Annotated in this window: 19 protein-coding genes; 13 read left to right on the forward strand and 6 right to left on the reverse strand. The window is 63.2% G+C overall.

Going from position 1 to position 22,483, the window contains the following annotated elements; all coding sequences use genetic code 11:
* Positions 1–1,230, forward strand: coding sequence for an alpha/beta fold hydrolase (locus tag ACOCLD_RS18995; protein ID WP_422910279.1), 1,230 nt, complete (start codon positions 1–3; stop codon positions 1,228–1,230).
* Here the strand turns inward: ACOCLD_RS18995 and ACOCLD_RS19000 are convergent.
* On the reverse strand, positions 1,227–2,081 hold the full coding sequence (locus ACOCLD_RS19000) for a class I SAM-dependent methyltransferase (protein WP_422910280.1): 855 nt from the start codon (positions 2,079–2,081) through the stop codon (positions 1,227–1,229). The two genes, ACOCLD_RS18995 and ACOCLD_RS19000, sit on opposite strands and share 4 nt — an antisense overlap.
* 109 nt (positions 2,082–2,190) lie before the next feature.
* Here ACOCLD_RS19000 and ACOCLD_RS19005 point away from each other — a divergent pair, with 109 nt between their 5' ends.
* Entirely contained in the window at positions 2,191–2,907 is a 717-nt protein-coding gene (locus ACOCLD_RS19005; RefSeq protein ID WP_422910281.1) for a DNA-3-methyladenine glycosylase, read from the forward strand.
* Positions 2,904–4,220, forward strand: a complete 1,317-nt coding sequence (locus ACOCLD_RS19010; protein ID WP_422910282.1) for a bifunctional DedA family/phosphatase PAP2 family protein — start codon at positions 2,904–2,906, stop codon at positions 4,218–4,220. The genes ACOCLD_RS19005 and ACOCLD_RS19010 overlap by 4 nt, the downstream gene beginning before the upstream one ends.
* On the opposite strand, the gene ACOCLD_RS19015 is transcribed toward ACOCLD_RS19010, so the two are convergent.
* Genes ACOCLD_RS19015 through ACOCLD_RS19025 form a run of 3 tightly spaced genes read right to left on the reverse strand, consistent with a single transcriptional unit; the run spans position 4,214 to position 5,884 of the window.
* Positions 4,214–4,801 carry an LON peptidase substrate-binding domain-containing protein gene (locus ACOCLD_RS19015; protein ID WP_422910283.1) on the reverse strand — a complete coding sequence of 196 codons (588 nt, stop codon included), beginning with the start codon at positions 4,799–4,801 and terminating at the stop codon, positions 4,214–4,216. The two genes, ACOCLD_RS19010 and ACOCLD_RS19015, sit on opposite strands and share 7 nt — an antisense overlap.
* Before the next feature lie 10 nt (positions 4,802–4,811).
* Positions 4,812–5,522, reverse strand: coding sequence for an LrgB family protein (locus ACOCLD_RS19020; protein ID WP_422911846.1), 711 nt, complete (start codon positions 5,520–5,522; stop codon positions 4,812–4,814).
* A 2-nt stretch (positions 5,523–5,524) separates the two neighbouring features.
* Entirely contained in the window at positions 5,525–5,884 is a 360-nt protein-coding gene (locus ACOCLD_RS19025) for a CidA/LrgA family protein (RefSeq protein WP_257777745.1), read from the reverse strand.
* Between the two features lie 217 nt (positions 5,885–6,101).
* On the opposite strand from ACOCLD_RS19025, the gene ACOCLD_RS19030 reads away from it, so the two are divergent.
* The 6 genes from ACOCLD_RS19030 (at position 6,102) to ACOCLD_RS19055 (ending at position 12,899) form a co-directional block, all read left to right on the forward strand.
* On the forward strand, positions 6,102–6,557 hold the full coding sequence (locus tag ACOCLD_RS19030; protein WP_257777746.1) for a MaoC family dehydratase: 456 nt from the start codon (positions 6,102–6,104) through the stop codon (positions 6,555–6,557).
* Between the two features lie 134 nt (positions 6,558–6,691).
* Positions 6,692–8,419 (forward strand): C13 family peptidase, encoded by a 1,728-nt coding sequence (locus tag ACOCLD_RS19035; RefSeq protein ID WP_422910284.1) that lies wholly within the window; start codon positions 6,692–6,694, stop codon positions 8,417–8,419.
* Positions 8,420–8,622: 203 nt separating this feature from the next.
* The gene (locus ACOCLD_RS19040; protein ID WP_257777748.1) at positions 8,623–9,264 is read left to right on the forward strand and encodes an oxidoreductase; all 642 of its coding nucleotides are present in this window, start codon (positions 8,623–8,625) and stop codon (positions 9,262–9,264) included.
* Positions 9,265–9,282: 18 nt separating this feature from the next.
* Positions 9,283–9,621 carry a DUF5629 family protein gene (locus ACOCLD_RS19045; RefSeq protein ID WP_422910285.1) on the forward strand — a complete coding sequence of 113 codons (339 nt, stop codon included), beginning with the start codon at positions 9,283–9,285 and terminating at the stop codon, positions 9,619–9,621.
* 18 nt (positions 9,622–9,639) lie between these two features.
* A complete protein-coding gene (locus tag ACOCLD_RS19050) occupies positions 9,640–10,251 on the forward strand; it encodes a class I SAM-dependent methyltransferase (protein ID WP_422910286.1) in 612 nt (203 codons plus the stop codon).
* A 74-nt stretch (positions 10,252–10,325) separates the two neighbouring features.
* Positions 10,326–12,899, forward strand: coding sequence for an EAL domain-containing protein (locus ACOCLD_RS19055; RefSeq protein ID WP_422910287.1), 2,574 nt, complete (start codon positions 10,326–10,328; stop codon positions 12,897–12,899).
* Between the two features lie 12 nt (positions 12,900–12,911).
* Here the strand turns inward: ACOCLD_RS19055 and ACOCLD_RS19060 are convergent, their stop codons facing one another.
* Entirely contained in the window at positions 12,912–13,553 is a 642-nt protein-coding gene (locus ACOCLD_RS19060) for a response regulator transcription factor (protein WP_422910288.1), read from the reverse strand.
* Between the two features lie 18 nt (positions 13,554–13,571).
* Positions 13,572–15,869 carry a PAS domain-containing sensor histidine kinase gene (locus tag ACOCLD_RS19065; RefSeq protein WP_422910289.1) on the reverse strand — a complete coding sequence of 766 codons (2,298 nt, stop codon included), beginning with the start codon at positions 15,867–15,869 and terminating at the stop codon, positions 13,572–13,574.
* A gap of 233 nt (positions 15,870–16,102) precedes the next feature.
* Here ACOCLD_RS19065 and ACOCLD_RS19070 point away from each other — a divergent pair, with 233 nt between their 5' ends.
* From ACOCLD_RS19070 to ACOCLD_RS19085, 4 genes are all read left to right on the forward strand, one after another.
* The gene (locus ACOCLD_RS19070; protein WP_422910290.1) at positions 16,103–17,725 is read left to right on the forward strand and encodes an acyl-CoA synthetase; all 1,623 of its coding nucleotides are present in this window, start codon (positions 16,103–16,105) and stop codon (positions 17,723–17,725) included.
* Between the two features lie 167 nt (positions 17,726–17,892).
* Entirely contained in the window at positions 17,893–19,266 is a 1,374-nt protein-coding gene (locus tag ACOCLD_RS19075) for a solute carrier family 23 protein (RefSeq protein ID WP_422910291.1), read from the forward strand.
* Between the two features lie 74 nt (positions 19,267–19,340).
* Complete coding sequence (locus ACOCLD_RS19080) at positions 19,341–21,113, forward strand: acyl-CoA dehydrogenase C-terminal domain-containing protein (protein ID WP_422910292.1); 1,773 nt, start codon at positions 19,341–19,343, stop codon at positions 21,111–21,113.
* Positions 21,114–21,207: 94 nt separating this feature from the next.
* The gene (locus ACOCLD_RS19085) at positions 21,208–22,386 is read left to right on the forward strand and encodes an acetyl-CoA C-acetyltransferase (protein WP_422910293.1); all 1,179 of its coding nucleotides are present in this window, start codon (positions 21,208–21,210) and stop codon (positions 22,384–22,386) included.
* Positions 22,387–22,483 lie beyond the last annotated feature (97 nt).

The following is a 22,483-nucleotide window of genomic DNA, read 5'->3' on the forward strand; positions in this document are numbered from 1 at the left end:
ATGCATTACCGTACCGACTACTGCGCTGCACAACTCAACGACGCCCCCCAGGTGCTGCACCTCGGCGAACTACGCCTGCATTACCAGGCTTACGCCCAGCGCAGCCATGACCCACGCCCCCCCGTGCTGATGCTGGGCGGCGCCTTCCAGAGTTTTCGCTCGTTTGCCGCCGAGGTCAGCGAGCTGCTCAGCGAACACCCAGTAATCCTGCTCGACCTGCCCAGCCAGGGCAGCAACCTGCAACTGGTGCCCGACCTGAGCCTGGAACAACTGGCCGACCTGATCGCCGACTTTGCCGAAGAACTCGACCTGCCGCCGCTGATGCCCATCGGCCTGTCCTACGGCTCGGCCCTGGCCGCGCTGTTTGCTGCCCGCCACCCGAGCCGCTGTGCCCGCGTGCTGCTGGCCGGGATCACCGCCTTTGGCCGCCCCGGTGCCCGCCTGTTACTGCAAGAAGGCCTGGCGCTGCTGGCGGAAGGGCGCAGCGAAGCCTTTGCTCACGGCGCGCTAACCGGTCTGCTCAACCCGCTGCGCCTGGAGCAGACCGGCGTCGCGCCGGTATTTCGCAAAGCACTGCTGCGTCAGATTCAGCGCCTATCAGCCGCCGACATCGAGCGCTACCGGCAGAACAGCCAGCGCCTGTTGGACTTTCAGGGCTTCCAACAACACCCAAGCTGCCCAACCCTGGTGCTGGCCGGCGAATACGACCACTTCACCCAACCCTGGGAGCATGCTCACTTTGCCGCTGCCTGTGCCCAGGCCAGTTGCGCACTGATCCACAACGCCGACCACCTGGCCCAGTTCGAACAACGCGACGCCTGCTCCAGCCTGTACAGCCCGTTCCTGCGCGGCGAAGCCCTACCAAGCCGCAGCCCGGGCAGCAGCCTGCTGAGCAACCCGCAACTGCTGCAACTGGAAAAACGCCATGAACCACGCCTGCCGCCCAGCCAGCGTCAGGCACGCCTGCAGCATGTCGATGGTGGTGAATGGATGGTGGACATCAACGAATTGGGCTTCTTCGGCGGACTACTACAAGCCGATCTCCCCACCATCCGGGGCACGCGCGGCTGGCAACTGCTGTGCAAGGACCTACCCGCCCAGCCCCTGCTGCCCCTGCGCCAGGACTCAAACGGCCTGGCCTTTGTCTTCCCGCATAGTGATCAACCTGCCAGCCAGGCGCTGGCGACGCAGTTTCAGCTGCAGCCGCTACCAGCAGCGGCCTGCGCTTAAATCCGCGCCTCGATCACCCGCACCAACCCGGCACTACGTGACGCAGCCAGACCCAGCGCCTGGGCTGTGCGGCTCGGGTCGAAGACCTCGACCTGGCTGAAGCCGCAGCGCTGGAAACCCTGCACAATCGCCTGGTCATTGCGGTAATGCAGCGGATAGTTGCCACGGGTCAGCCGGCCAATCAGGCCGACGCCCCAACGCAACTGGCGGTAACGTGGATGCTCACGCATATCTGGATACAACTCGGTCAGGTAGGTGGCCTGGGGAAACTGGCACAGTTGCTCAGCCAGGCGTGTCCAGAACGACTCGATCAGCTCTAGCTCAAAGTAATTCACCAATCCCTCGGTAATCACCACCACGGGTTTGCCGTGATCCAGCTCGGCGAACAGCGCGGCCAGGCTTTTACCGCCCTCCTCGGCAAGAATATCCACAGCGCGCACCTGATGCTGGCTGCCCAGCCAGCCTTCGGCGTTGAGCAGCAGCCGTTTGCGCGCGGCCATCACCGGCAGATCAGCCTCGACGTAGCGCACATGCGGGTAACGCGAGGTGAAACGACGACCACGCGGCGACAGGCCGCAGGCAATTTCCACCACTTGGCATACACCGCCCTGCTCAATGGCCGCTGTGAGCTGCGCATCGATCTGCAGGTGGCGCTGCAATAGGAACTGCTCGATATCCAGGCCGAAACCAACCCGTGCGCCCCAGGTAATCGGGCTGAGCAGGCCATGCACAAAACGTCCGAAGCCGGTGGCGAAGGCCGCATCCGCCAGTTGATGGCGATACCAGACATAACCGGTGTAGTGGGCACTGGGGCTGATATGGGCGCTGCTGGCACGGGCACGTTCAGGCATGATTCAGACTCTTATTGTTATGATCACGGCGCCCTTCTGTGACACTTGGCTAAGCGTCCAGGACGGCAACAGCCCCAGCCTATGCCCTGCCGAGTACGCACAACACCGCATGTCAGCCGATCCCAACCTTAGTTTGCCCTGGCCCGAAGGGCGTGCCCTGCCGGCCGGATTCTTCGACCGCGATGCCTGCCAACTGGCGCGCGACCTGCTCGGCAAGGTGATTCGCCATCGCCAGGGCGAGCACTGGCTGAGTGCACGCATTATCGAAACCGAAGCCTATTACCTGAGCGAGAAAGGCAGCCACGCCTCGCTTGGTTATACCCACAAACGCCGGGCGTTGTTTATGGATGGCGGGCACATTTACATGTACTACGCCCGCGGCGGTGATTCGCTGAATTTCAGCGCCCAGGGGCCGGGCAATGCGGTGCTGATCAAATCTGCCTACCCCTGGCAGGACGCTCGCAGCGGCGCCACCGCTCTGGCGCAGATGCAACGTAACAACCCGGACGCACAAGGCCGTGCCCGCGCCCTGGACAGGCTGTGCAACGGCCAAACCCTGCTGTGCAAGGCACTGGGCCTGAAAGTGCCGGACTGGGACGCGCAGCCCTTCGATGAACAGCGCCTGTTTGTCGAAGACCTCGGCGAGCGCCCGCAGCAGATCGTGCAATGCACTCGCCTGGGCATCCCCCATGGGCGTGACGAGCAGCTGCCGTACCGTTTTGTCGACGCCGCCTTCGTCCGCCACTGCACCCGCAACCCATTACGCCGAGGCCAGCTGGCTGGCCGTGACTACCACTTACTCGCACCTGAGGATGACCACCGATGAGCCAGTGGCTCGACAGCTTGACCCTGTGGCTGAGCGCCAACCCCGAATGGCTGGGCCTGGCGATCTTTCTGATTGCCTGCGTCGAGTGCCTGGCGATTGCTGGCATCATCGTGCCGGGCACCATCCTGCTGTTTGCCGTGGCTGCACTGGCCGGTAACGGTGTGCTGACGTTGTGGGAAACCCTGCTGCTGGCCTACTTCGGCGGCGTACTCGGCGATGCGCTGTCGTATGGCATCGGCCGCTACTTTCACCAGGATATTCGCCGCCTGCCGCTGTTACGCAGCCATCCACAGTGGTTAAGTTCGGCAGAGGTTTATTTCCAGCGCTATGGCGTCGCCAGCCTGCTGGTCGGCCGTTATATCGGTCCGTTGCGGCCGATGCTGCCGATGGTCGCCGGAATGCTGAACATGCCGCTCCCACGCTTTATCGTCGTCAGCCTGCTGGCAGCCGCTGGCTGGGCCATCGCCTATATGCTGCCGGGCTGGGCCACCGGTGCCGCCTTGCGCCTGCCATTGCCGGATGGTTTCTGGCCGCAGGCCGGCGCCGTGGCAGCTGGCGTAGCCATCGTGGTCGGGCTGAGCATTCAAGGCAGCATGCGCGGGCAACGCCACGCCAGCCTGCTGGCGGCTGGGGCCTGTCTGCTACTGCTGGTCGGCTTGATGATTAGCTGGCCACAACTCAGTCAACTGGACCAGGGCCTGCTGACCCTGATACAGGAGCAACGCAGCGCCAGTCTCGACACCCTGATGGTGCTGATCACCCGCCTCGGCGATATGCACACCCAGGTGGCCGCAGCCACTCTGCTATGCCTGATTCTGCTGGCTACCCGGCAATGGCGCACGCTGTGTCTGGCCATCGGCGCCACACTCGGTACGGCGCTGGCCAATGGCACCCTGAAAGCCCTGTTCGCCCGCAGCCGTCCGGATGTGCTGCTGGAACCACTGAGCAGCTTCAGCTTCCCCAGTGGCCACAGTTCGGCAGCCTTTGCCTTTTTCCTGCTGCTCGGCCTGCTCGCCGGCCGCGGGCAACCGCCACGCATGCGCCTGACCTGGCTACTGCTGGCCAGCCTGCCAGCGGCCGCAATCGCCGTTTCACGGGTATACCTGGGCGTACACTGGCCCAGCGACATCATCGCCGGGGCCATGCTGGCGGGCTGTTTCTGCGCCCTGAGCCTGGCATTGGTGCAATGGCGCACGCCACTGCCAGCCCTGCCGGCAAGAATCTGGTGGTTGTTGCTGCCGGCGATTCTGGCGCTACTGGGCGGCATCGCCACCTGGCAGTTGTCCGCAGGGCTGTTGCTGTATCGCTATTGATGGCCGCCCTGTAGCAGTTCCAGCAACTGCTGCAGCAACTCAAGGCGCAGCTCGGCACTTGGCGTGTCGAGTAGTTGCAGCTTCTGCTCGCTGTCCAGCGGCAGCAGGTAGGCCAGCTGATTGGCCAACGCCTCCTGGCCTGCCGGCTCGCTTGGCATGCCCAGGGCAGCAACCATCGGGTGAGCACTCAACGCGCCCAGCAGTGCGGCCAGATCGGCATGTTCGTCACGCAACGGCTGCTCAGAAGCCTCCTCAAGCCATTCAACCTCGGCCAGGGTCAGCTGATCCGGCAAGACCTGCGCACGCTGCACGCGAAAACGCCGGGCACCCTCAACCCGAATACCCAGCAAGCCGTTGGGCAGTTGCTGGAAATCACGAATCAGCGCCTCGCAGCCAATCGCCGCAAACAGCCCGGCGGCCGCACCGACTTCCGCGCCTTCAAGGATGCAAACCACGCCAAAACCTTCGCCCTGCTTCATGCAGCGGCTGATCATGTCCAGGTAGCGTGCCTCGAAAATCTGCAAATCCAGCGTGCAACCGGGGAACAACACGGTATTGAGCGGAAACAAGGGCAAGGTCACAGTCAATTCCTCACAACCAGAGCAGGATGGCCAATGGCAACAACACGGCGGTGAATACCCCCATCAGGCTCATCGCCAGGGCGGAAAACGCGCCGCACTCCTCGCCTTCCTGCAACGCCCGCGCGGTGCCCACCGCGTGCGCGGTCAGGCCCAGGGCCATACCCAGCGCAGCGGGGTGCTGCACGCCACAGCGCTTGAGCAGCGCAGGGCCGATGATGGCCCCGATGATCCCGGTGATCATCACAAACACCGCGGCCAGGGCAGCAATCCCGCCAATCTGATTGGCCACCAGCATGGCAATCGGGGAAGTCACCGATTTCGGCGCCATGCTCATCAGCATGATCTGCTCGGCACCGAAGGCCCAGGCCAGGGCAATGCCCAGCACAGTGGCGAGTACCCCGGCCAGCAGCAGGGTAATCAGGGTGGGCCAGAACAGCTGGCGGATGCGCCGCAGGTTGAGGAACAGCGGCACGGCCAGCGCCACCGTGGTCGGCCCGAGGAACAGCGTCAGCGCCGCCGCGCTGTCCTTGTATTCGGCAAAGGTCAGGCCACAGGCCAGGAGAATGCCGATCACCGTGAGCATCGACAGCAGCACGGGTTGCAGGAACACCCAGCGGGTTTTCTCGTAGGCGGCAATCGCCAATTGGTAGGCCCCAAGGGTGATACCCACGCCGAACAACGGGTGGTGAATCAGCGCTTGCCAGGCGGCATGCCATTCCAGAGTCATACGTCCTCCCGGCGTTGCTGACGGTCAATCAACTTCTGCATCAGCCAGCCGGCAAACACGATGGAGATCAGCAGCGACAGCAACAATGCGCCGGCAATTGCCCAGAAATCGGCAAAGATATCCTCGGCATAGGCCATCACCCCCACCGCAGGCGGCACCAGCAACAGCGGCAGGTATTTCAGCAGACTGGTGGAGGCCAGATGCAACGGTTCACCCACCTCGCCACGCACCAGCAGAAAACCGAACAACAGCAACATGCCGATGATCGGCCCCGGCAAAATCGGAATCAGCAGGACGTTCAGCGCGGTGCCGAGCAACTGACACAGCACCAGCCAGGAAAGGCCGCGTAGCAGCATGATGGGTAATCTCCGAATCGTATGATCCCAGTCGCAATGCCGCGCATTATAAGCAGAAGCGCCCGGCAACGGCCGGTTTACAGCGGTTGCGCCAGGATTGCGGCACCCGCAACAGCCGGCCATCAAGCACTTGACCCTGCGGCAAACCCATGATGATCTTAGGGCAGAAGGATTTACGCCCGAAAAAAAACAACACTTGCGTCTTCAAGGAGAAACCATGACATCAGTACCCGCCGCCGAATTGCCCAGCTATATCGGTAAAGAACTCGGCCGTTCCGACTGGCTGACCATCGACCAGGAACGCATCAACCAGTTCGCCGAGTGCACCGGCGACCACCAGTTCATCCACGTCGACCCGGAAAAAGCCAAACTTACCCCGTTTGGCAGCACCATCGCCCACGGCTTCCTCTCGCTGTCGCTGGTACCCAAGCTGATGGAAGGCATCATGATCATGCCCAAGGGCTTGAAGATGGCCGTCAACTACGGCCTGGACAGTGTGCGTTTTATCCAGCCGGTGAAGGTCAATTCCAAGGTGCGCCTGGTCGTCACCCTGACCGATGCCACCGAGAAAAACCCTGGCCAGTGGCTGCTCAAGGCCAAGGTCGTACTGGAAATCGAAGGCTCGGAAAAACCGGCCTACATCGCTGAACCGCTGACGCTCTGCTTCGTCTGATCGCAGCCCGCAGTCCGAGGCGCACAGGTGCAGACTTGTGCGCCTTTTTTATGGCGCGTTCAGCGCGCTCTATCACGGCATGCCAGGCAGTTTAAGGCATACTCGGCAACGTCCTTCCGGTGTGGATTTTCTGCATGCATCCTCTGATCCGTCTGGCTCCACTGAGCCTCGCCCTGTTGCTGGTCGCCTGTGGCGATGGCGAACCCTTGCTGCCAGCCAATGCCGTATTGCCTGACGGCGGGCGCTACCGCGGCGAGGTGGTCGACGGCCTGCTGCAAGGCCCTGGGCGCCTGGATTACAGCGACGGCAGCTACTACGCCGGGCAGTTCAAGGACGGGCAGTTCAATGGCTCCGGTGAATGGCACAGCAAACACGGTGAAACCTATACCGGCGAATTCCAGAACGGCGACTTCCATGGTCAAGGCAGCCTGAGCTACAGCGATGGCAGCCGCTACGAAGGCGGCTTTGCCAACGGCACACCCAACGGTGAAGGCCACCTGCAGAGCCAGGACTTGGAATATCGGGGCGAATTCAGCAAGGGCCAATATCACGGTCTTGGCAAACTGCAATGGCGCGACGGCAGTAGCTTTCAGGGGCAGTTCCGCAAGGGCGAACCGCACGGCCAGGGCGTGATGATCGACGGCGAAGGCAACGAGTACGTCGGCACCTTCAAGGACAGCCAACTGAATGGCCAGGGCAGTTTCAAGAATGCCGACGGCGATCTCTACAGCGGCCAATTCCGCGACAACCAATTCCACGGCAAGGGCCGCTACCAAAGTGCCGACGGCGAAGTCTGGAGCGGGCGTTTCGAGGACGGCAGCCTGACCGGCAAGGGCGAGTTCAAGGGCAGCGACGGCAGCCATTACCTCGGCCAGTTCAGTGACTGGCGCTACCACGGCGAAGGCCGTCTGAGCCTGCCCGATGGCAGCGTCTATCAAGGCCACTTTGCCTATGGCCAATACCACGGCAACGGTAGCCTGACCCTGGCGGATGGCAGCCAGCAAAGCGGCACCTGGCAGCGCGGCCGGCTGATTCGCGATGCCCAGGGCAAGGTCATCCCCGACAGCCTGGCTAGCGGGCTGCTGGAACAAGGCCGCCTGCTCGATGCGGCGATTGCCAAACTACCCGCCTCGACACCAGCCATCGAACTCTACGCCCTGACCCTGGCCGGCGATGGCAAGCAGAGCGTATTTATGCGCGAAGCCGACTACGTCAGCGACCTGTTGCAGGAGCGCTTCGCCGCCCACGGCCGCATCACCCTGGTCAACCACCGCGACCACCTGGCGGATCGCCCGCTGGCCACCAGCGCCAGCCTGGGCCGCAGCATTCAGGCCCTGGCCGAACGCAGCGGCCAGGAAGACCTGATCTTTATCTACCTGACCAGCCACGGTTCCGCCCAGCACGAACTGAACCTCGACCAGCCGCGCCTGCAACTCGACGACCTGCCCGCCGACGAACTCGCCGCACTGCTCGCCCCACTCAAGGATCGCCACAAGGTCCTGGTGATCTCGGCCTGCTACTCCGGCGGTTTTATCCCCAAGCTGAAGGACGAGAAAACCCTGGTGATTACCGCTGCACGGGCGGATCGGGTGTCCTTTGGTTGTTCCGAGGAAAACGATTTCACCTACTTCGGCCGCGCGCTGTTTGCCGAGGCCCTGCAGCAGACCGACGACCTCCAGCGCGCCTTCGATCTGGCCAAGGCCAGCGTTGCCGCACGCGAAGAGGCCGACGGCTTCGAGCCTTCCGAACCGCAGATCTGGCCTGCCAAGGCGGTACTCGCCCAGTGGCGCAAGCTACGCGAACAGCAGGCCGAACGCGCATTGAACAATGCACTTGAGGCGCCTGCCGCGGTCAACCCCTAGAGCCTATGCACAATCTGCTGCGCGTCGGCGCTACTGCGTTAAAAACAAGCTCGGAATGCTCATTTACAGCTCGTAAACTCCGCTTCCTCGCTTGTTTTTGCCTTGTATCGCTCTAGCTCGCAAGATCGTGAATAGGCTCTAACTACACTGCGCGCATTCAACCGCCTGTTAAGCTGATAGATATCAGCGGAGAACCTCAAACCATGTATTTGACGCCCCAGCACATCCTTCTTGCAGGTGCCACCGGACTGACCGGCGAACACCTGCTAGACCGCCTGCTGAACGAGCCCACGGTCGCTCGCGTATTGGCCCCCAGCCGCCGCCCGCTGGCCGCCCACGCGCACCTGGAAAACCCGCAAGGCGAACTGCTGGCCCTGCTGCCGCAACTGAGCGGCAAGGTCGACACGGCCTTCTGCTGCCTGGGCAGCACAATCAAACAGGCCGGCTCGCAGGAAGCCTTTCGTGCCATTGATCATGATCTGGTGCTGGCTTTTGCCGAACGCGCCCGTGCCCTTGGCGCGCGCCACCTGCTGGTGATCAGCGCGCTCGGTGCAGATGCCAACTCCACGGTGTTCTACAACAAGGTCAAAGGCGAAATGGAGCAGGCCCTGCGCGCGCAAGGCTGGCCACAGCTAACCATCGTGAGGCCATCGCTGCTGCTAGGCGCACGCCAGGAGTTCCGCCTGGGCGAACGCCTGGCCGCACCGTTCATGCGCTGGCTGCCAGGTAAATACCGTGGTATCGAGGCCACCGTTCTGGCCCGCGCCCTGTGGCGCCTGGCACTGGAAGAAGACGCCGGCACCCGGGTCATCGAATCCGATCAATTGCGCCGTCTTGGCCGCTAACCACTGAGGCCATAGCCCATGAGCAGCACCCCACACGACCTGATCAGCGCCCTGAGCGGCGCCGACATGCTGGAAATCGACGACCTGCATGCCTGGCAATTTCACCTCGATGGTGAGCAACTGGCCCAGCACCAGGCCGGCAGCGCACCCACTGGCGACGCCCCCCTGCTGAGCATCGAGTGCATGGACGGCCGCGCCCTGCGCAAATGGCATTTCAGCCTGGCTCAGGTGTTGGCTGCGCGCTTTGATGGCAAAGCCGATGCCTGGCGTATCAGCGGCCCCACCGACACGCATCTGATCAAGTGTTTTGCCGCGATCAGCGGTGACAACAGTGATCTGCCGGACGACGCCGAATAACCCTGCCGAGGGCACCCCGTGGGCCTGTATGAGCGCTACCTGCTGCCACATCTGATTGACTTCGCCTGTGGCATGGGCGCGGTGATGAAAGCCCGCTCACAGCTGGTGCCCCAGGCCCATGGCCGGGTGCTGGAAATCGGCATTGGCAGCGGCCTCAACCTGGGTTTCTACGATGCCGAAAAAGTCAGGGTGATCATCGGCGTCGACCCCAGCGCCGATATGCAGAAGCTGGCCAAACAACGCGCCGCCGCCATCAGCATTCCGGTGGAGATGATTGCCCTGGAACTGGGGCAGATCCAAGCCGAGGACGCCAGTTTCGACAGCATTGTCTGCACCTTTACCCTGTGCACCATTCCTGACGCCGTTGCAGCACTGAAAGAGATGCGCCGCGTACTCAAGCCCGGCGGGCGCCTGCTGTTCTGCGAGCATGGCCAGGCACCGGAGCTACCCGTGCTGCGCTGGCAGAACCGCCTGACCCCACTGTGGAAGCCACTGGCAGGCGGCTGCCACCTCAACCGCGACATCCGCGCCCTGATAGAAGCCGGCGGCTTTCACATTGGCGAGCTACACAACCGCTACCTCAAGGGCCCTCGGCCGATGACCTATATCTATCAGGGCTGGGCCGACTGACGTAGCCAACAGCCAGCACCTGCCGCAGATTCTGGCTATTGTTAGGACACCCTCGCAAAGAAGCCGGCCCGCCCATGCAGCGACCGTTACTGCACCACCTTGTCCCTCTGTTGCTGACCGGGCTGATCACCTGTTCAGTAGTCGAGGCTCAGCCACGCCAGGTGACTGTAGGTGTCTACGCCAACGAGCCGAAAATCCTCCTGGGCCAGGATGGCAAGCTGTCGGGGATATTCGGTGAACTGCTCAACGAGATCGCCCGCCAGGAAGACTGGCAGCTGCTGCCGCAACCCTGCGAATGGCAGCAGTGCCTGGAGCGCACGCAGCGTGGCGAGATAGACCTGCTGCCGGATGTCGCCTACAGCGACAGCCGCGCCCAGGTGCTGGACTTCCACAAGCACCCCGCGCTGTTCAGCTGGTCGCAGCTGTACAGCAGTGAAAACCTCCATCTCAAGTCGATCCTCGATCTGCATGGCATGCGCATCGCCGTGTTGCAGGGTTCGGTGCAGGAACAGTACCTGCAGGGCCTGCTCGACAGCTTCGGCCTAAAAGCCCAACTGCTCGGCGTACAAAGCCTGCCGCAGGGTTTCGAACTGGTGGCCTCGGGGCAGGCCGATGCGGCCGTAGCCAACCAGCGCTTTGGCGATTTCCATGCCCCGCACTATCGCCTGCAGAGTTCCTCGATCATGTTCCAGCCGGCGCAGCTGTTTTTCGCCACCCGCAAGGGCCAGAACGCCGACGTACTGAGCACCATCGACCGTTATTTGCAGGCCTGGCAGAACTCGCCATCATCGGTCTACTACCAGAGCCTGCAACGCTGGGGAGGTGAGCGCCCCAAGGTGCTGATTCCTACAGCCGTCTGGTGGGGCCTGAGTATCCTGGGCCTGATGCTGGTCATCGCCCTCGGCGGTACCGTGCTGCTTCGCCGCCAGGTACGTGAGAAGACCCAGCACTTGCAGGCCAGCGAACAACGCCTGAACACCATCCTCGACAGCGTCGAGGCCTACATCTACATCAAGGATGCGCAGTTGCGTTACCAGTACGCCAACCGCAAGGTCTGCGAGCTGTTCGGCCTGCCCCTTGAGCAGGTCATTGGCAAAACCGACGACCAGTTCTTCGACCTCGACACCGCGACCAACCTGCATGAAAACGACCGCCGCGTGCTCAAACTCGGCGAGCGGGTACAGACCGAAGAAATCAATCGCAGCCTGACCGGTGAAACCGAGCTGGCCTTCCTCTCGACCAAGCTGCCGCTGCGCGACAGTCGTGGCGAAATCTATGCCCTGTGTGGCATTTCCACCGACATCAGCGAGCACAAGAAGAACCTGGAGAAGATCAACCAGCTGGCCTTCTACGACCCGCTGACCGGCCTGCCCAACCGGCGCCTGCTGCTCGATCGCCTGCAACAGGCCCTGGCCAAGCATGCACGCGGCCTGCAACAGGGAGCGTTGCTGTTTATCGATCTGGACAACTTCAAGGACCTCAACGACACCCTCGGCCATGACATGGGCGACCAGTTGCTGCAACAGGTCGCCCAGCGCCTGAGCAGCCATGTACGTGCCCAGGACACCCTGGCCCGCCTGGGCGGCGATGAATTCGTGTTGATGCTCGAAGGTCTGAGCCTGCAACCGGCACAGGCCGTCAGCCAGGTCGAGCATGTCGGCAACAAGATCGTCGCCGCTCTTTCGGCGCCCTACAGCCTGCTTGAGCGTAACCACAGCAGCACCGCCAGTGTCGGCATCGCCCTGTTCCCCAACGACCGCAGCACAGTGGACGAAGTACTCAAGCGGGCGGATATGGCCATGTATCAGGCCAAGGCGGCCGGGCGTAATGCCATGCGTTTCTTCGACCCGCAGATGCAGGCCGAAGTCAGCGCCCGCGCCAGCCTGGAATTCGACCTGCGCCAGAGCCTGGCCGAGCGCCGGTTTATCCTGCATTACCAGCCACAGGTGGACGCCCAGGGGCAGTTGATCGGCGCCGAAGCCCTGGTGCGCTGGCAACACCCAACGCGCGGCATGGTTCCACCGGCAGAGTTCATCCCCCTGGCGGAAAGCAGCGGACTGATTCTGCACCTCGGCCGCCTAATCCTCTACAGCGCCTGCGAGCAGTTGGTGGCCTGGGCCCAGGACCCGCAACTGAAACAGCTGACCCTGGCGGTCAACGTCAGCGCACGGCAGTTCCACCACCCCGATTTCGTCGCCGACGTTTGCGCCGCCCTGGCCGAAAGCGGCGCCGACCCACGCCGCCTGGAACTGGAGCTGACGGAAAGCCAGCTGGTGGAGGATGTGGAAAATCTGATCAGCAAGATGAGCCAACTCAAGGCCCAAGGCATTCAACTGGCGCTGGACGACTTCGGCGCCGGCTACTCGTCACTGAACTACCTCAAGCGCCTGCCGCTGGACCAGCTGAAAATCGACCAGTCCTTCGTCCGCGACCTGCTCGAATACCCCAGCGACGCCGCCATCGTGCGCACCATCCTGGCCCTGGGCGACAACTTCGGCCTGAGTGTCACCGCCGAAGGGGTGGAAACCCAGGCGCAGTATGAAGCACTGCAACGCATGGGCTGCCGGCGCTTTCAGGGCTACCTGTTCGCCAAGCCGGGACCGGCCTCGGCCCTAGAAAACTGGCCGCGCACGCCTACCACTGAGTAACGGCCTTTAGTGTTACTCACCGCGCAATTGCAGGGCATCCACCAACCCCGCCGCAATCGCCATGCCGACCAATTCGGGCAAGGTATCGGCCTGCATGCGCTTCATCACCCGTGAGCGGTAGAGGTCGATGGTTTTCACGCTGATGTCCAGCTGCTCGGCGATTTCGCGGTTAGTGAAGCCGCGCACCAACGGCAGCAACACGTCCCGCTCACGCGGGGTGAGGCTGTCCAGGCGTTGTTGCAGGGCCTGCAAACGCGGGTCGGTGTGCGCGCTGCTGGCTTCCTGATTGAGGGCTTGCTGCACGCTGTCGAGCAACAACTGTTCGTTGTAGGGCTTTTCGATAAAGTCCACCGCACCTGCACGGAACGCGCGCACTACTATCGGCACATCGGCATGCCCGCTGACAAAAATGATCGGCATCTGGATACCGCGGCTGCGCAGGGTTTCCTGCACGTTCAAACCGCCCATGCCGGGCATGCGCACATCCAGCAACACACAGCCCTGGCTGTGCTCGTCGCAGGCATCGAGAAAGGCCCGGCCACTGGTGAACGGCAGGGCCGTCAGGCCCACGGACTCCAGCAGCCAGACGGTGGAGTCGAGCATGCCCTGATCGTCATCGACCACGTAAACCCGTTGTTGCATTTGCTGGCTCATGCCCTGCTCCTTTTCTTGTTATGCCTTGGCTTCGCCACGCTCATTGCGCTCGGCGTCTTCACCGCGCAACAGTGGCAGGCGACACTCTAAACACAGCCCCCCAGCGGCACCGGGCAGAGCCTCCAGCGCGCCACCGAAGCCCTCGATGATACTGCGGCTCATCGACAGACCCAGCCCCAGACCTTCAGCCTTGCTGGTGTAGAACGGGGTGAAAATGTGTTCCAGCTCGCCCTGTGCCACGCCCGGCCCCTGATCCCACACTTGCACGCAAAGCTGACCGGCCTGTTCGCTGGCGCGCAGTTCGATGCGCGACGGCTGGCCCGGATGGGCCTCGCGGTTGGCATCAATCGCATTGCGCAGCAGGTTGAGCAGTACCTGTTCAATGAGGATGCGGTCGGCATACACCGGCGGCAGCTGGTCGCTTACCTGCTCAACGATGCTCACCTGCCAGTTGCTCGCCTCCCATTGGCACAGCCGCACGGCCTCACGCGCGACGCTGGCGATATCCAGCGCCTGAGTGCGGCGCTGGCCTTTGCGCAAAAAGGCGCGCAGGCGCTTGATCACTTCCGAGGCGTGGTTGGCGTGCTCGGTGATGCGCTCCAGCCCTTGCGCCACCTTGCTGGCCGCGTCGGGATTAGACCCCAGCGCTTTAAGGTAACGCTGGCTGGCGCTGGCGTAGTTGACCACCGCCGCCAGCGGCTGATTGATTTCATGGGCAATGCCACTGGCCAATTCGCCCAGGGTGACCAGCCGCGCGGTGTGCGCCAGCTCATCCTGATGGCGACGCTGCTGGGCTTCGCGCAGTTCGCGCTCGGTCATGTCGCGCGCCACCAGTGAATAGTAATGCTCACCATCGCGCCCACGGTGCGCCAACAGCACCAGCGACACCGGCAAGGGTGCACGCAGACCCAGCGGCAGCAGGCGCGCCTCGGCACTCCACACGCCCTGACTGTCGGCGGTGCGCCAGCCGCCATTGCGCAAACGTTGCAGATCGTCCTGGGCGAGCAACTGGTCGAGCGCTGGCAGGGCTTGCTGTTCGTCGATATTCAGGGCGTGACGCGCCGACGGGTTGAGGTGGGTGAGTTGCCCGTCCGGGTCGAGAAACAGCACCAGGTCGGTGTTGGCCTCCACCACTTCCGCGAGGCGGCGCTTGTTCTCTTCGGCCAGCACGCGGGCGGTGATGTCGCGCGACACGCTGACCACCTCCACCACCGCGCCGGTGTAGGTTTCGCGAATGGCGCGGCTGGCGGTTTCAAACCACAGGTAATGGCCGTCGCGGTGGCGGATGCGGTAGGTCATGGTGTGGTAGCCGTCTTGCTCCAGCGCCTCGCGGGTGCTGTCGACCAGGTGCTGGCGGTCCTGCTCATGAAACAGCGCCTGCACCGGCGTGCCGCGCAGGGTTTCCGGCCAGAAGCCGAGCAGCGTCCAGCTCGCGGGCGAGGCATCGAGAAAGAGCCCGTCGGGGGTGTGCCGGGAAATCAGGTCGGTGGTGTTTTCGGTGATCAGCCGGTACAGCCGACTGGCCTTGAGCGCGTCACGCTCGGTCTGCACCTGCGCGGTGGCGACCCGGCAGCGGGCCAGCACCTGTTGCTCGGCCGGGTCGGGCATAAACAGCCAGATCAGCACGTGGCCGGCGACTTGCGCCTCTACACCGTCAATCGCACGGCCTTGTTGCAGGCAGGCGCGCACCAGTTGCGCGGTGTTCACTGGCAACAGGTCGGCCACGGCGGGCAGGTTATGCGCACTCAGCCACTCGTGCATGGCGGCGTTCAGTTGCAGGGGCTTGGCGTCGATGTCCAGCAACAGGCTGGGCTGCGGGTCACTGCCGAGCAGCAGGCTGCCACGGGCTTGCTGCGGCAGGCTGGCCAACAAGGCCTGAAGCATGGCGTGCAGCAGATCAAGCCAGTCACTGCCGGCGTGTTCGTGCAGCTCAAGCAGCAGCAGGTCGTGGTGCCCGTCATCCAGCGACAACGCCAGCGCCTGGCCGTGACTGAGACCCGCGCGGCGTACCCGTCCGGCCAACCAGCACGGCAGTTGGCGCAATTCACTCAGGCTCAGCCGGGGCTGCGCGTGCAAGCGCGCCCACAATGCTTGGTCACTGGCCTGCAATGGGTCGCCAAAGCCGGGCGGTAAATGCGGCGCGCGGCCTTCATGGCTGTAAATCGCGGTGCCGGCCTGCCAGCGCAAAAAATACGCCTGACGCACCTCAGGGCAGGCCTGCAAGGCGCGCAACAACGCATCGGCGCGCACGGCCAACGGCAGGCGTTCGCGCTGCATGCACAGCCAGCTGTGCAGCTGCACTGAGATTTCATTCATCCGGGTTTGTGTTCCTTGCCGCCAATACCGGCGAGCTTCCACTCAGGCGTCGCTCATTGCAAAGCGACCAAGGGCTAATAGCCCGATTTAAATATAGTAAACATACTATACAACTATGGTTTAACTTCCATACAAATCAAAGCATCTATATAAATACACCCAGAACAATACCGGGCCGCCGCTTAGAGTAACGGCTGCATGGCCCGAGCATCCAACCTGCTGTGGGTATCTGCATGTCGATCTACGAACAGGGCCTAGCGCCCGCTGCCGTCAACCATATCGCCCTTTCGCCCCTGAGCTTTATCGAGCGTACCGCCAGCGTGTACCCGCACTACCCGGCGGTGGTGCACGGTTCGATTCGCCGTAACTGGGCTGAAACCTATGCGCGCTGCCGGCGCCTGGCTTCAGCGCTGGCCGGACGCGGTATTGGCAAAGGCGACACCGTAGCGGTGATGCTGCCGAACATCCCGCAGATGCTCGAAGCGCATTTCGGCGTGCCGATGATTGGCGCGGTACTCAACCCGCTCAACGTGCGCCTGGATGCCGAAGCCATCGCCTTCATGCTGCAACACGGCGAAGCCAAGGTGCTGATCACCGACCGCGAGTTCCATGCAGTGATCCACGCCGCCGTCGGCATGCTCGATCACCCGCCGCTGGTGATCGACGTGGACGACCCGGAATACGGCGAAGGCCAGGCCGTCAGTGACCTCGATTACGAAGCCTTTCTCGCCGAAGGTGACCCGCAGTTTGCCTGGCAGTGGCCAGATGACGAGTGGCAGGCGATCAGCCTCAACTACACCTCCGGCACCACCGGCAACCCCAAGGGCGTGGTGTATCACCACCGCGGGGCCTACCTGAACTCGCTGGGCAACCAGATGACCTGGGCCATGGGCAACCACCCGGTGTACCTGTGGACCCTGCCGATGTTCCATTGCAACGGCTGGTGCTACCCCTGGACCATCACGGCGCTGGCGGGCGTGCATGTGTTCCTGCGCCGCGTGGACCCGGCAAAAATCCTCACCCTGATCCGCGCCGAGCAGGTCACCCACCTGTGCGGCGCGCCGATTGTGCTCAACGCCCTGGTCAACATGCCGGCCGAAGCCAAAGCCGCCATCGATCACCCGGTCAAAGCCATGGTCGCCGGCGCTGCGCCGCCCGCAAAAGTCATCGGCGCGGTCGAAGAAATGGGCATCCACGTTACCCACGTTTACGGCCTGACCGAGGTCTACGGCCCGGTGACCCTGTGCGCCTGGCATGCCGAATGGGATGCGCTGCCGCTGGATGAGCGCGCGGTGATCAAGGCACGTCAGGGCGTGCGCTACCCGACCCTGGAAGGGGTGATGGTGGCCGACCCGAAAACGCTCGAGCCGACCCCGCGTGATGGCGAGACCATTGGCGAGATCTTTATGCGCGGCAACACGGTGATGAAGGGCTACCTGAAAAACCCCAGCGCCACCGCTGAAGCCTTTGCCGGTGACTGGTTCCACACCGGCGACCTGGCGGTGTGGCACCCGGATGGCTACGTGGAAATCCGCGACCGCCTCAAAGACATCATCATCTCCGGTGGCGAGAACATCTCCACCATCGAAGTCGAGGGCGTGCTCTATCGCCACCCGGCCGTACTCGAAGCCGCCGTGGTCGCCCGCCCGGATGAAAAATGGGGCGAAACGCCCTGCGCCTTCATCACCCTCAAGGCCGACCAGCAATCCGTGAGCGAGGCTGAGGTGATCAGTTTCTGCCGCGAGCACCTGGCGGGCTTCAAGGTGCCGAAGACCGTGGTCTTCACCCAACTGCCGAAAACCAGCACCGGCAAGATCCAGAAGTTTGTCCTGCGCGATATGGCCAAAGCCCTCTGAACCATCGTGGGAGGGGCTTTAGCCGCGACTGTCGCCGCTAAAGCACGTAGCCCGGATGAAATCCGGGGACAGCAATTCGGGCTCCCCGGATTGCATCCGGGCTACGGCAAGAACACACCGTTTGCACAACAACAAGAACCGGCCCTGGCGGCCGACGGAGAATCTTTATGCAAATTTTCAAGCGTCGCGACGGCGATGAACAACCGCACTGGCCTGTTGGCCCGTTCAAGGTGCGCCTGCCCTTTGTCCACTACCGCTGGGAAACCGCGGAGATGCTGCAAGCGCTGATCATGTTCGTGGTCAGCCTGGCCATGATCCCCCTGCTGGAAAAATACCTCGGCCTGCCTTACGACGTGGCCCTGGCCTATGTCGTGGTGTGTGGCATCGGCTTTATGTTGCCGGCCCTGCTCGGTGTGCCCATGGTGCCGGGCTGGATCACTCCGGGCATTCCGGTGGTGCTGTTGTTTCTCGGTAATTTCAAACCCGGCCCGGAGGCGATTCAGGCGCTGTTTGCCCTGCAGTTTCTGGTCTTCCTGATCTTCCTGATTCTGGGTGTCACTCGCCTGGGCAGCACCCTGGTGCGTTTGATCCCCAACTCGATGAAGGGCGGCATCATCATCGGTGCCGGTATCGCCGCGCTGATGGGTGAAATCTCCACCGGCGGGCGCCTGGCCAACACGCCGATTTCACTGGTGATCGGCAGCCTGATCTGCCTGTACCTGATGTTCTCGGTGTCGTTCAAAGGCCTCACCGAGCGCCTGCCGCTGGCGCGCAAGATCGTCAACTACGGCATGGTGCCGGGCATGTTGATCGCCATTTTCATCGGCATTGCCGTCGGTGAATACAAGATGCCTGACGTGAAGTTCGGCATCACCGCGCCGGCCTTTGGCGAGATGTGGAGCTACCTGCCATTCAGCGTCGGCTTCCCCGGCTTGGACGTGTTCCTGCTGGCGGTGCCCACCGCCGTGATCGCCTACGTCATTGCTTTTGGCGACATCATCGTCGGTCAGTCACTGATGCAGCGCGCCGATGAGCTGCGCACCGATGAAGTGATCGAGAACAACATCGACCGCGTGCACCTGGTCACCGCCATCCGCAACGCCCTGCACGCCTTCTTCGCCCCGTACCCGGGCCTGGCCGGGCCACTGTGGACGGCCGTCGCGGCGACCATGGCCGAGCGTTACAAGTATGGCCGCAAAGCCATGGACTCGATTTACAGCGGCGCGGGCACCTTCTGGATCACCGGGTTTATCGCCCTGTTCGCCCTGCCGCTGGTGAGTTTCTTCCAACCAGTGCTGCCGATTGCCCTGTCACTGACCCTGATCCTCACCGGCTACATCTGCCTGATGGTGGGTTTCGAGCAACTGGGCAACAACACCGAGCGCGGCATCGCCGGCACCATGGGTGTGGTGCTGGCGGTCTACGGCGCTGGCTGGGGCCTGGCGGCCGGTGCGGCGCTGTACATCCTGGTGGAGCGCACGCACCTGCTCAAATTCACCACCGCGAAAACTCCAGTCAACGGCCAAGCCGAGGCCGATTGACCCTCAGGCCCGCTTCGGCGGGCTTTATTTAACACTCGCCGCGCCCTGCGCGGCATCTGTGCGAGAACCTGCCGATGCCCCAGTACACTGCCCCGCTGCGCGATTTGCGCTTTGTCCTGCATGACGTCTTCGAGGCTCCCAGCCTGTGGGCGCGCCTGCCTGCCTTGGCTGAGACAGTCGATGCCGACACCGCCGACGCCATTCTGCAAGAAGCCGGCAAAGTCACCAGCAGCCTGATCGCCCCGCTCAACCGCAGCGGTGATGAAGAAGGCGCGCAGTGGCACGCGGGCGAGGTGCGCACCCCGGCCGGCTTCAAAGAGGCCTATGCCACGTATATCGAAGGCGGCTGGATCGGGCTGTCCGGCAACCCGGCGTATGGCGGCATGGGCATGCCCAAGATGCTCGCCGTGGCCTTTGAGGAAATGCTCTACGCCGCCGGCTCCAGCTTTGCCCTGTATTCCGCGCTGAGCTCCGGCGCGTGCCTGGCCATCGACGCCCACGCCAGTGAACAACTGAAGAACACCTACCTGCCGCCGATGTACGAAGGCCGCTGGGCCGGCTCCATGTGCCTTACCGAAGCCCATGCGGGCACTGATCTGGGCCTGATCCGTACGCGCGCCGAACCACAGGTCGACGGCAGCTACCGCATCAGCGGCAGCAAGATCTTTATCACCGGCGGCGAGCAGGACCTCACCGAGAACATCATCCACCTGGTGCTGGCCAAGCTGCCCGAGGCCCCGGCCGGGGCGCGCGGCATCTCGCTGTTTCTGGTGCCCAAAGTACTGGTCAATGCAGACGGCAGCCTGGGTACGCGCAATGCGGTGAGCTGCGGCTCCATCGAGCACAAGATGGGGATCAAGGCCTCGGCCACCTGCGTGATGAACTTCGACGGCGCCACGGGCTACCTGATCGGCGAGCCGAATAAGGGCCTGGCGGCGATGTTCACCATGATGAATTACGAGCGCCTGTCCATCGGCATTCAGGGCATTGGTTGTGCCGAAGCCTCTTACCAGGCGGCCCGCGAATATGCCTGCGAGCGCTTACAGAGCCGTGCGGCCAGCGGCCCACAGGCAGCGGAAAAAGCCGCCGATCCGATCATCGTGCACGCCGATGTACGGCGCATGCTGCTGAGCATGAAAGCCATGACCGAAGGCGGACGCGCCTTTGCCTGCTACGTTGGCCAGCAACTCGACCTCGCCAAGTTCAGCGACGACAGCGCCGAACAACAGCACGCTGAAACCCTGGTGGCGCTGCTCACGCCGGTGGCCAAGGCGTTCTTCACCGATACCGGGCTGGACAGTTGCATCCACGGCCAACAGGTCTTCGGTGGCCACGGTTACATCCGCGAGTGGGGTCAGGAGCAATTGGTGCGTGACGTGCGCATCGCGCAAATCTACGAAGGCACCAACGGTATTCAGGCCCTCGACCTGCTCGGGCGCAAAGTCATCGCCAACGGCGGCGTGGCGCTGCGCCAGTTCACCGCCGAGATCCGCCGGTTTGCCGAGCAACCCGGCAGCCCGTATGCCGTTGAACTGCTCGATGCGGTTGAACGCCTGGAAAACCTCAGCGCCTGGCTGCAACAACGCAGCGCCAGCAACCCCGACGAAACCGGCGCCGCCTCGGTGGAGTACCTGCACCTGTTCGGCTACACCGCCTACGCCTGGATGTGGGCGCGCATGGCCGCCGTGGCACAGGCCAAACGCGGCGAGGACGAGGCGTTTTACAGCGCCAAACTGGCCACCGCTGCGTTCTTCTTCACCCGCCTGCTGCCACGCACCTTGGGCCTTGAGGCCAGCATCCGCGCGGGCAGCGACGCCCTGTATGGCCTGGCCGCCGAACAGTTCTAAACAACGGGCGGCTGACACCCGCCCACCCAGTTGAGCGTTTGCGCGGCGTTCGTAGTGAGCGTCGCGTTTTTTTTATTCGAGGTAGAAAATCATCATGCAAGAAGTCGTCATCGTCGCCGCCACCCGCACGCCCATCGGCGCCTTCGGCGGCGCATTGAGCAGCGTCAGCGCCGTCGATCTGGGTGCGGCGGTGATCCGTCGCCTGCTGCAGGACACCGGCCTGCCAGCGCAGCAGATCGATGAAGTGATCCTCGGTCAGGTGCTGACCGCAGGGGCCGGGCAGAACCCCGCGCGGCAAAGCGTGATCCGCGCGGGCCTACCACACACCGTACCGGCCCTGACGCTGAACAAGGTCTGCGGCTCGGGGCTGAAAGCCGTGATCATGGCCGCCCAGGCGATTCGCTGCGGCGATGCCGAGGTGATCATCGCGGGCGGTCAGGAAAACATGAGCCAGGCACCGCATGTGCTGAACAATTCGCGCACCGGCCTGCGCATGGGCCACGGGCAGTTGCTCGACACCATGGTCCACGACGGACTGTGGGATGCCTTCAACGATTACCACATGGGCATCACCGCCGAGAACCTGGCCGAGCAATACGGCATCAGTCGCAGCGAGCAGGACGCCTTCGCAGCTCACTCGCAACTGCGTGCCTGCGCCGCCCTCGAAGCGGGACGTTTTGTTTCGCAGATCACGCCAATTGCCGTCGCCCAGCGCAAAGGCGACAGCCTGTTGGTGAGCACCGACGAACAACCGCGCCCCAGCACCACCCTGCAGAGCCTCAGCCAACTGCGCCCCGCCTTCAAACGCGACGGCAGCGTCACCGCTGGCAATGCCTCGACCTTGAACGACGGGGCCGCTGCCGTGCTGCTGATGAGCGAAGGCAAAGCGCAGGCATTGGGCTTACCGATTCTGGCGCGGATCAAAGCCCACGCCAGTGCCGGTGTCGACCCGGCGATCATGGGCATCGGCCCGGTGTTTGCCACCTGCCGCGCCTTGGAAAAAGCAGGCTGGAGCCTGGAGCAACTTGACCTGATCGAAGCCAACGAAGCCTTCGCTGCTCAAGCCATCGCCGTCGGCCGCGAATTGCAATGGGACAGCGCCAAGGTCAACGTCAACGGCGGTGCCATTGCCCTCGGCCACCCCATCGGCGCGTCGGGCTGCCGCATTCTGGTCAGCCTGGTGCATGAGATGATCCGCCGCGACGCCCACAAAGGCCTGGCGACCCTGTGCATCGGCGGCGGCCAGGGCGTTGCGCTGGCCATCGAACGCTAATCGCAGCGGTGAATGTAAAAAGCGACATCCACCCCACGTTGATTTCGGCGTAAGGTGGATCACGCTACACCGATCCACCCAGCAACACCCGGCGGGT

This window comes from Pseudomonas cimarronensis (genome assembly GCF_049331905.1).
Taxonomy (GTDB): Bacteria; Pseudomonadota; Gammaproteobacteria; order Pseudomonadales; family Pseudomonadaceae; genus Aquipseudomonas.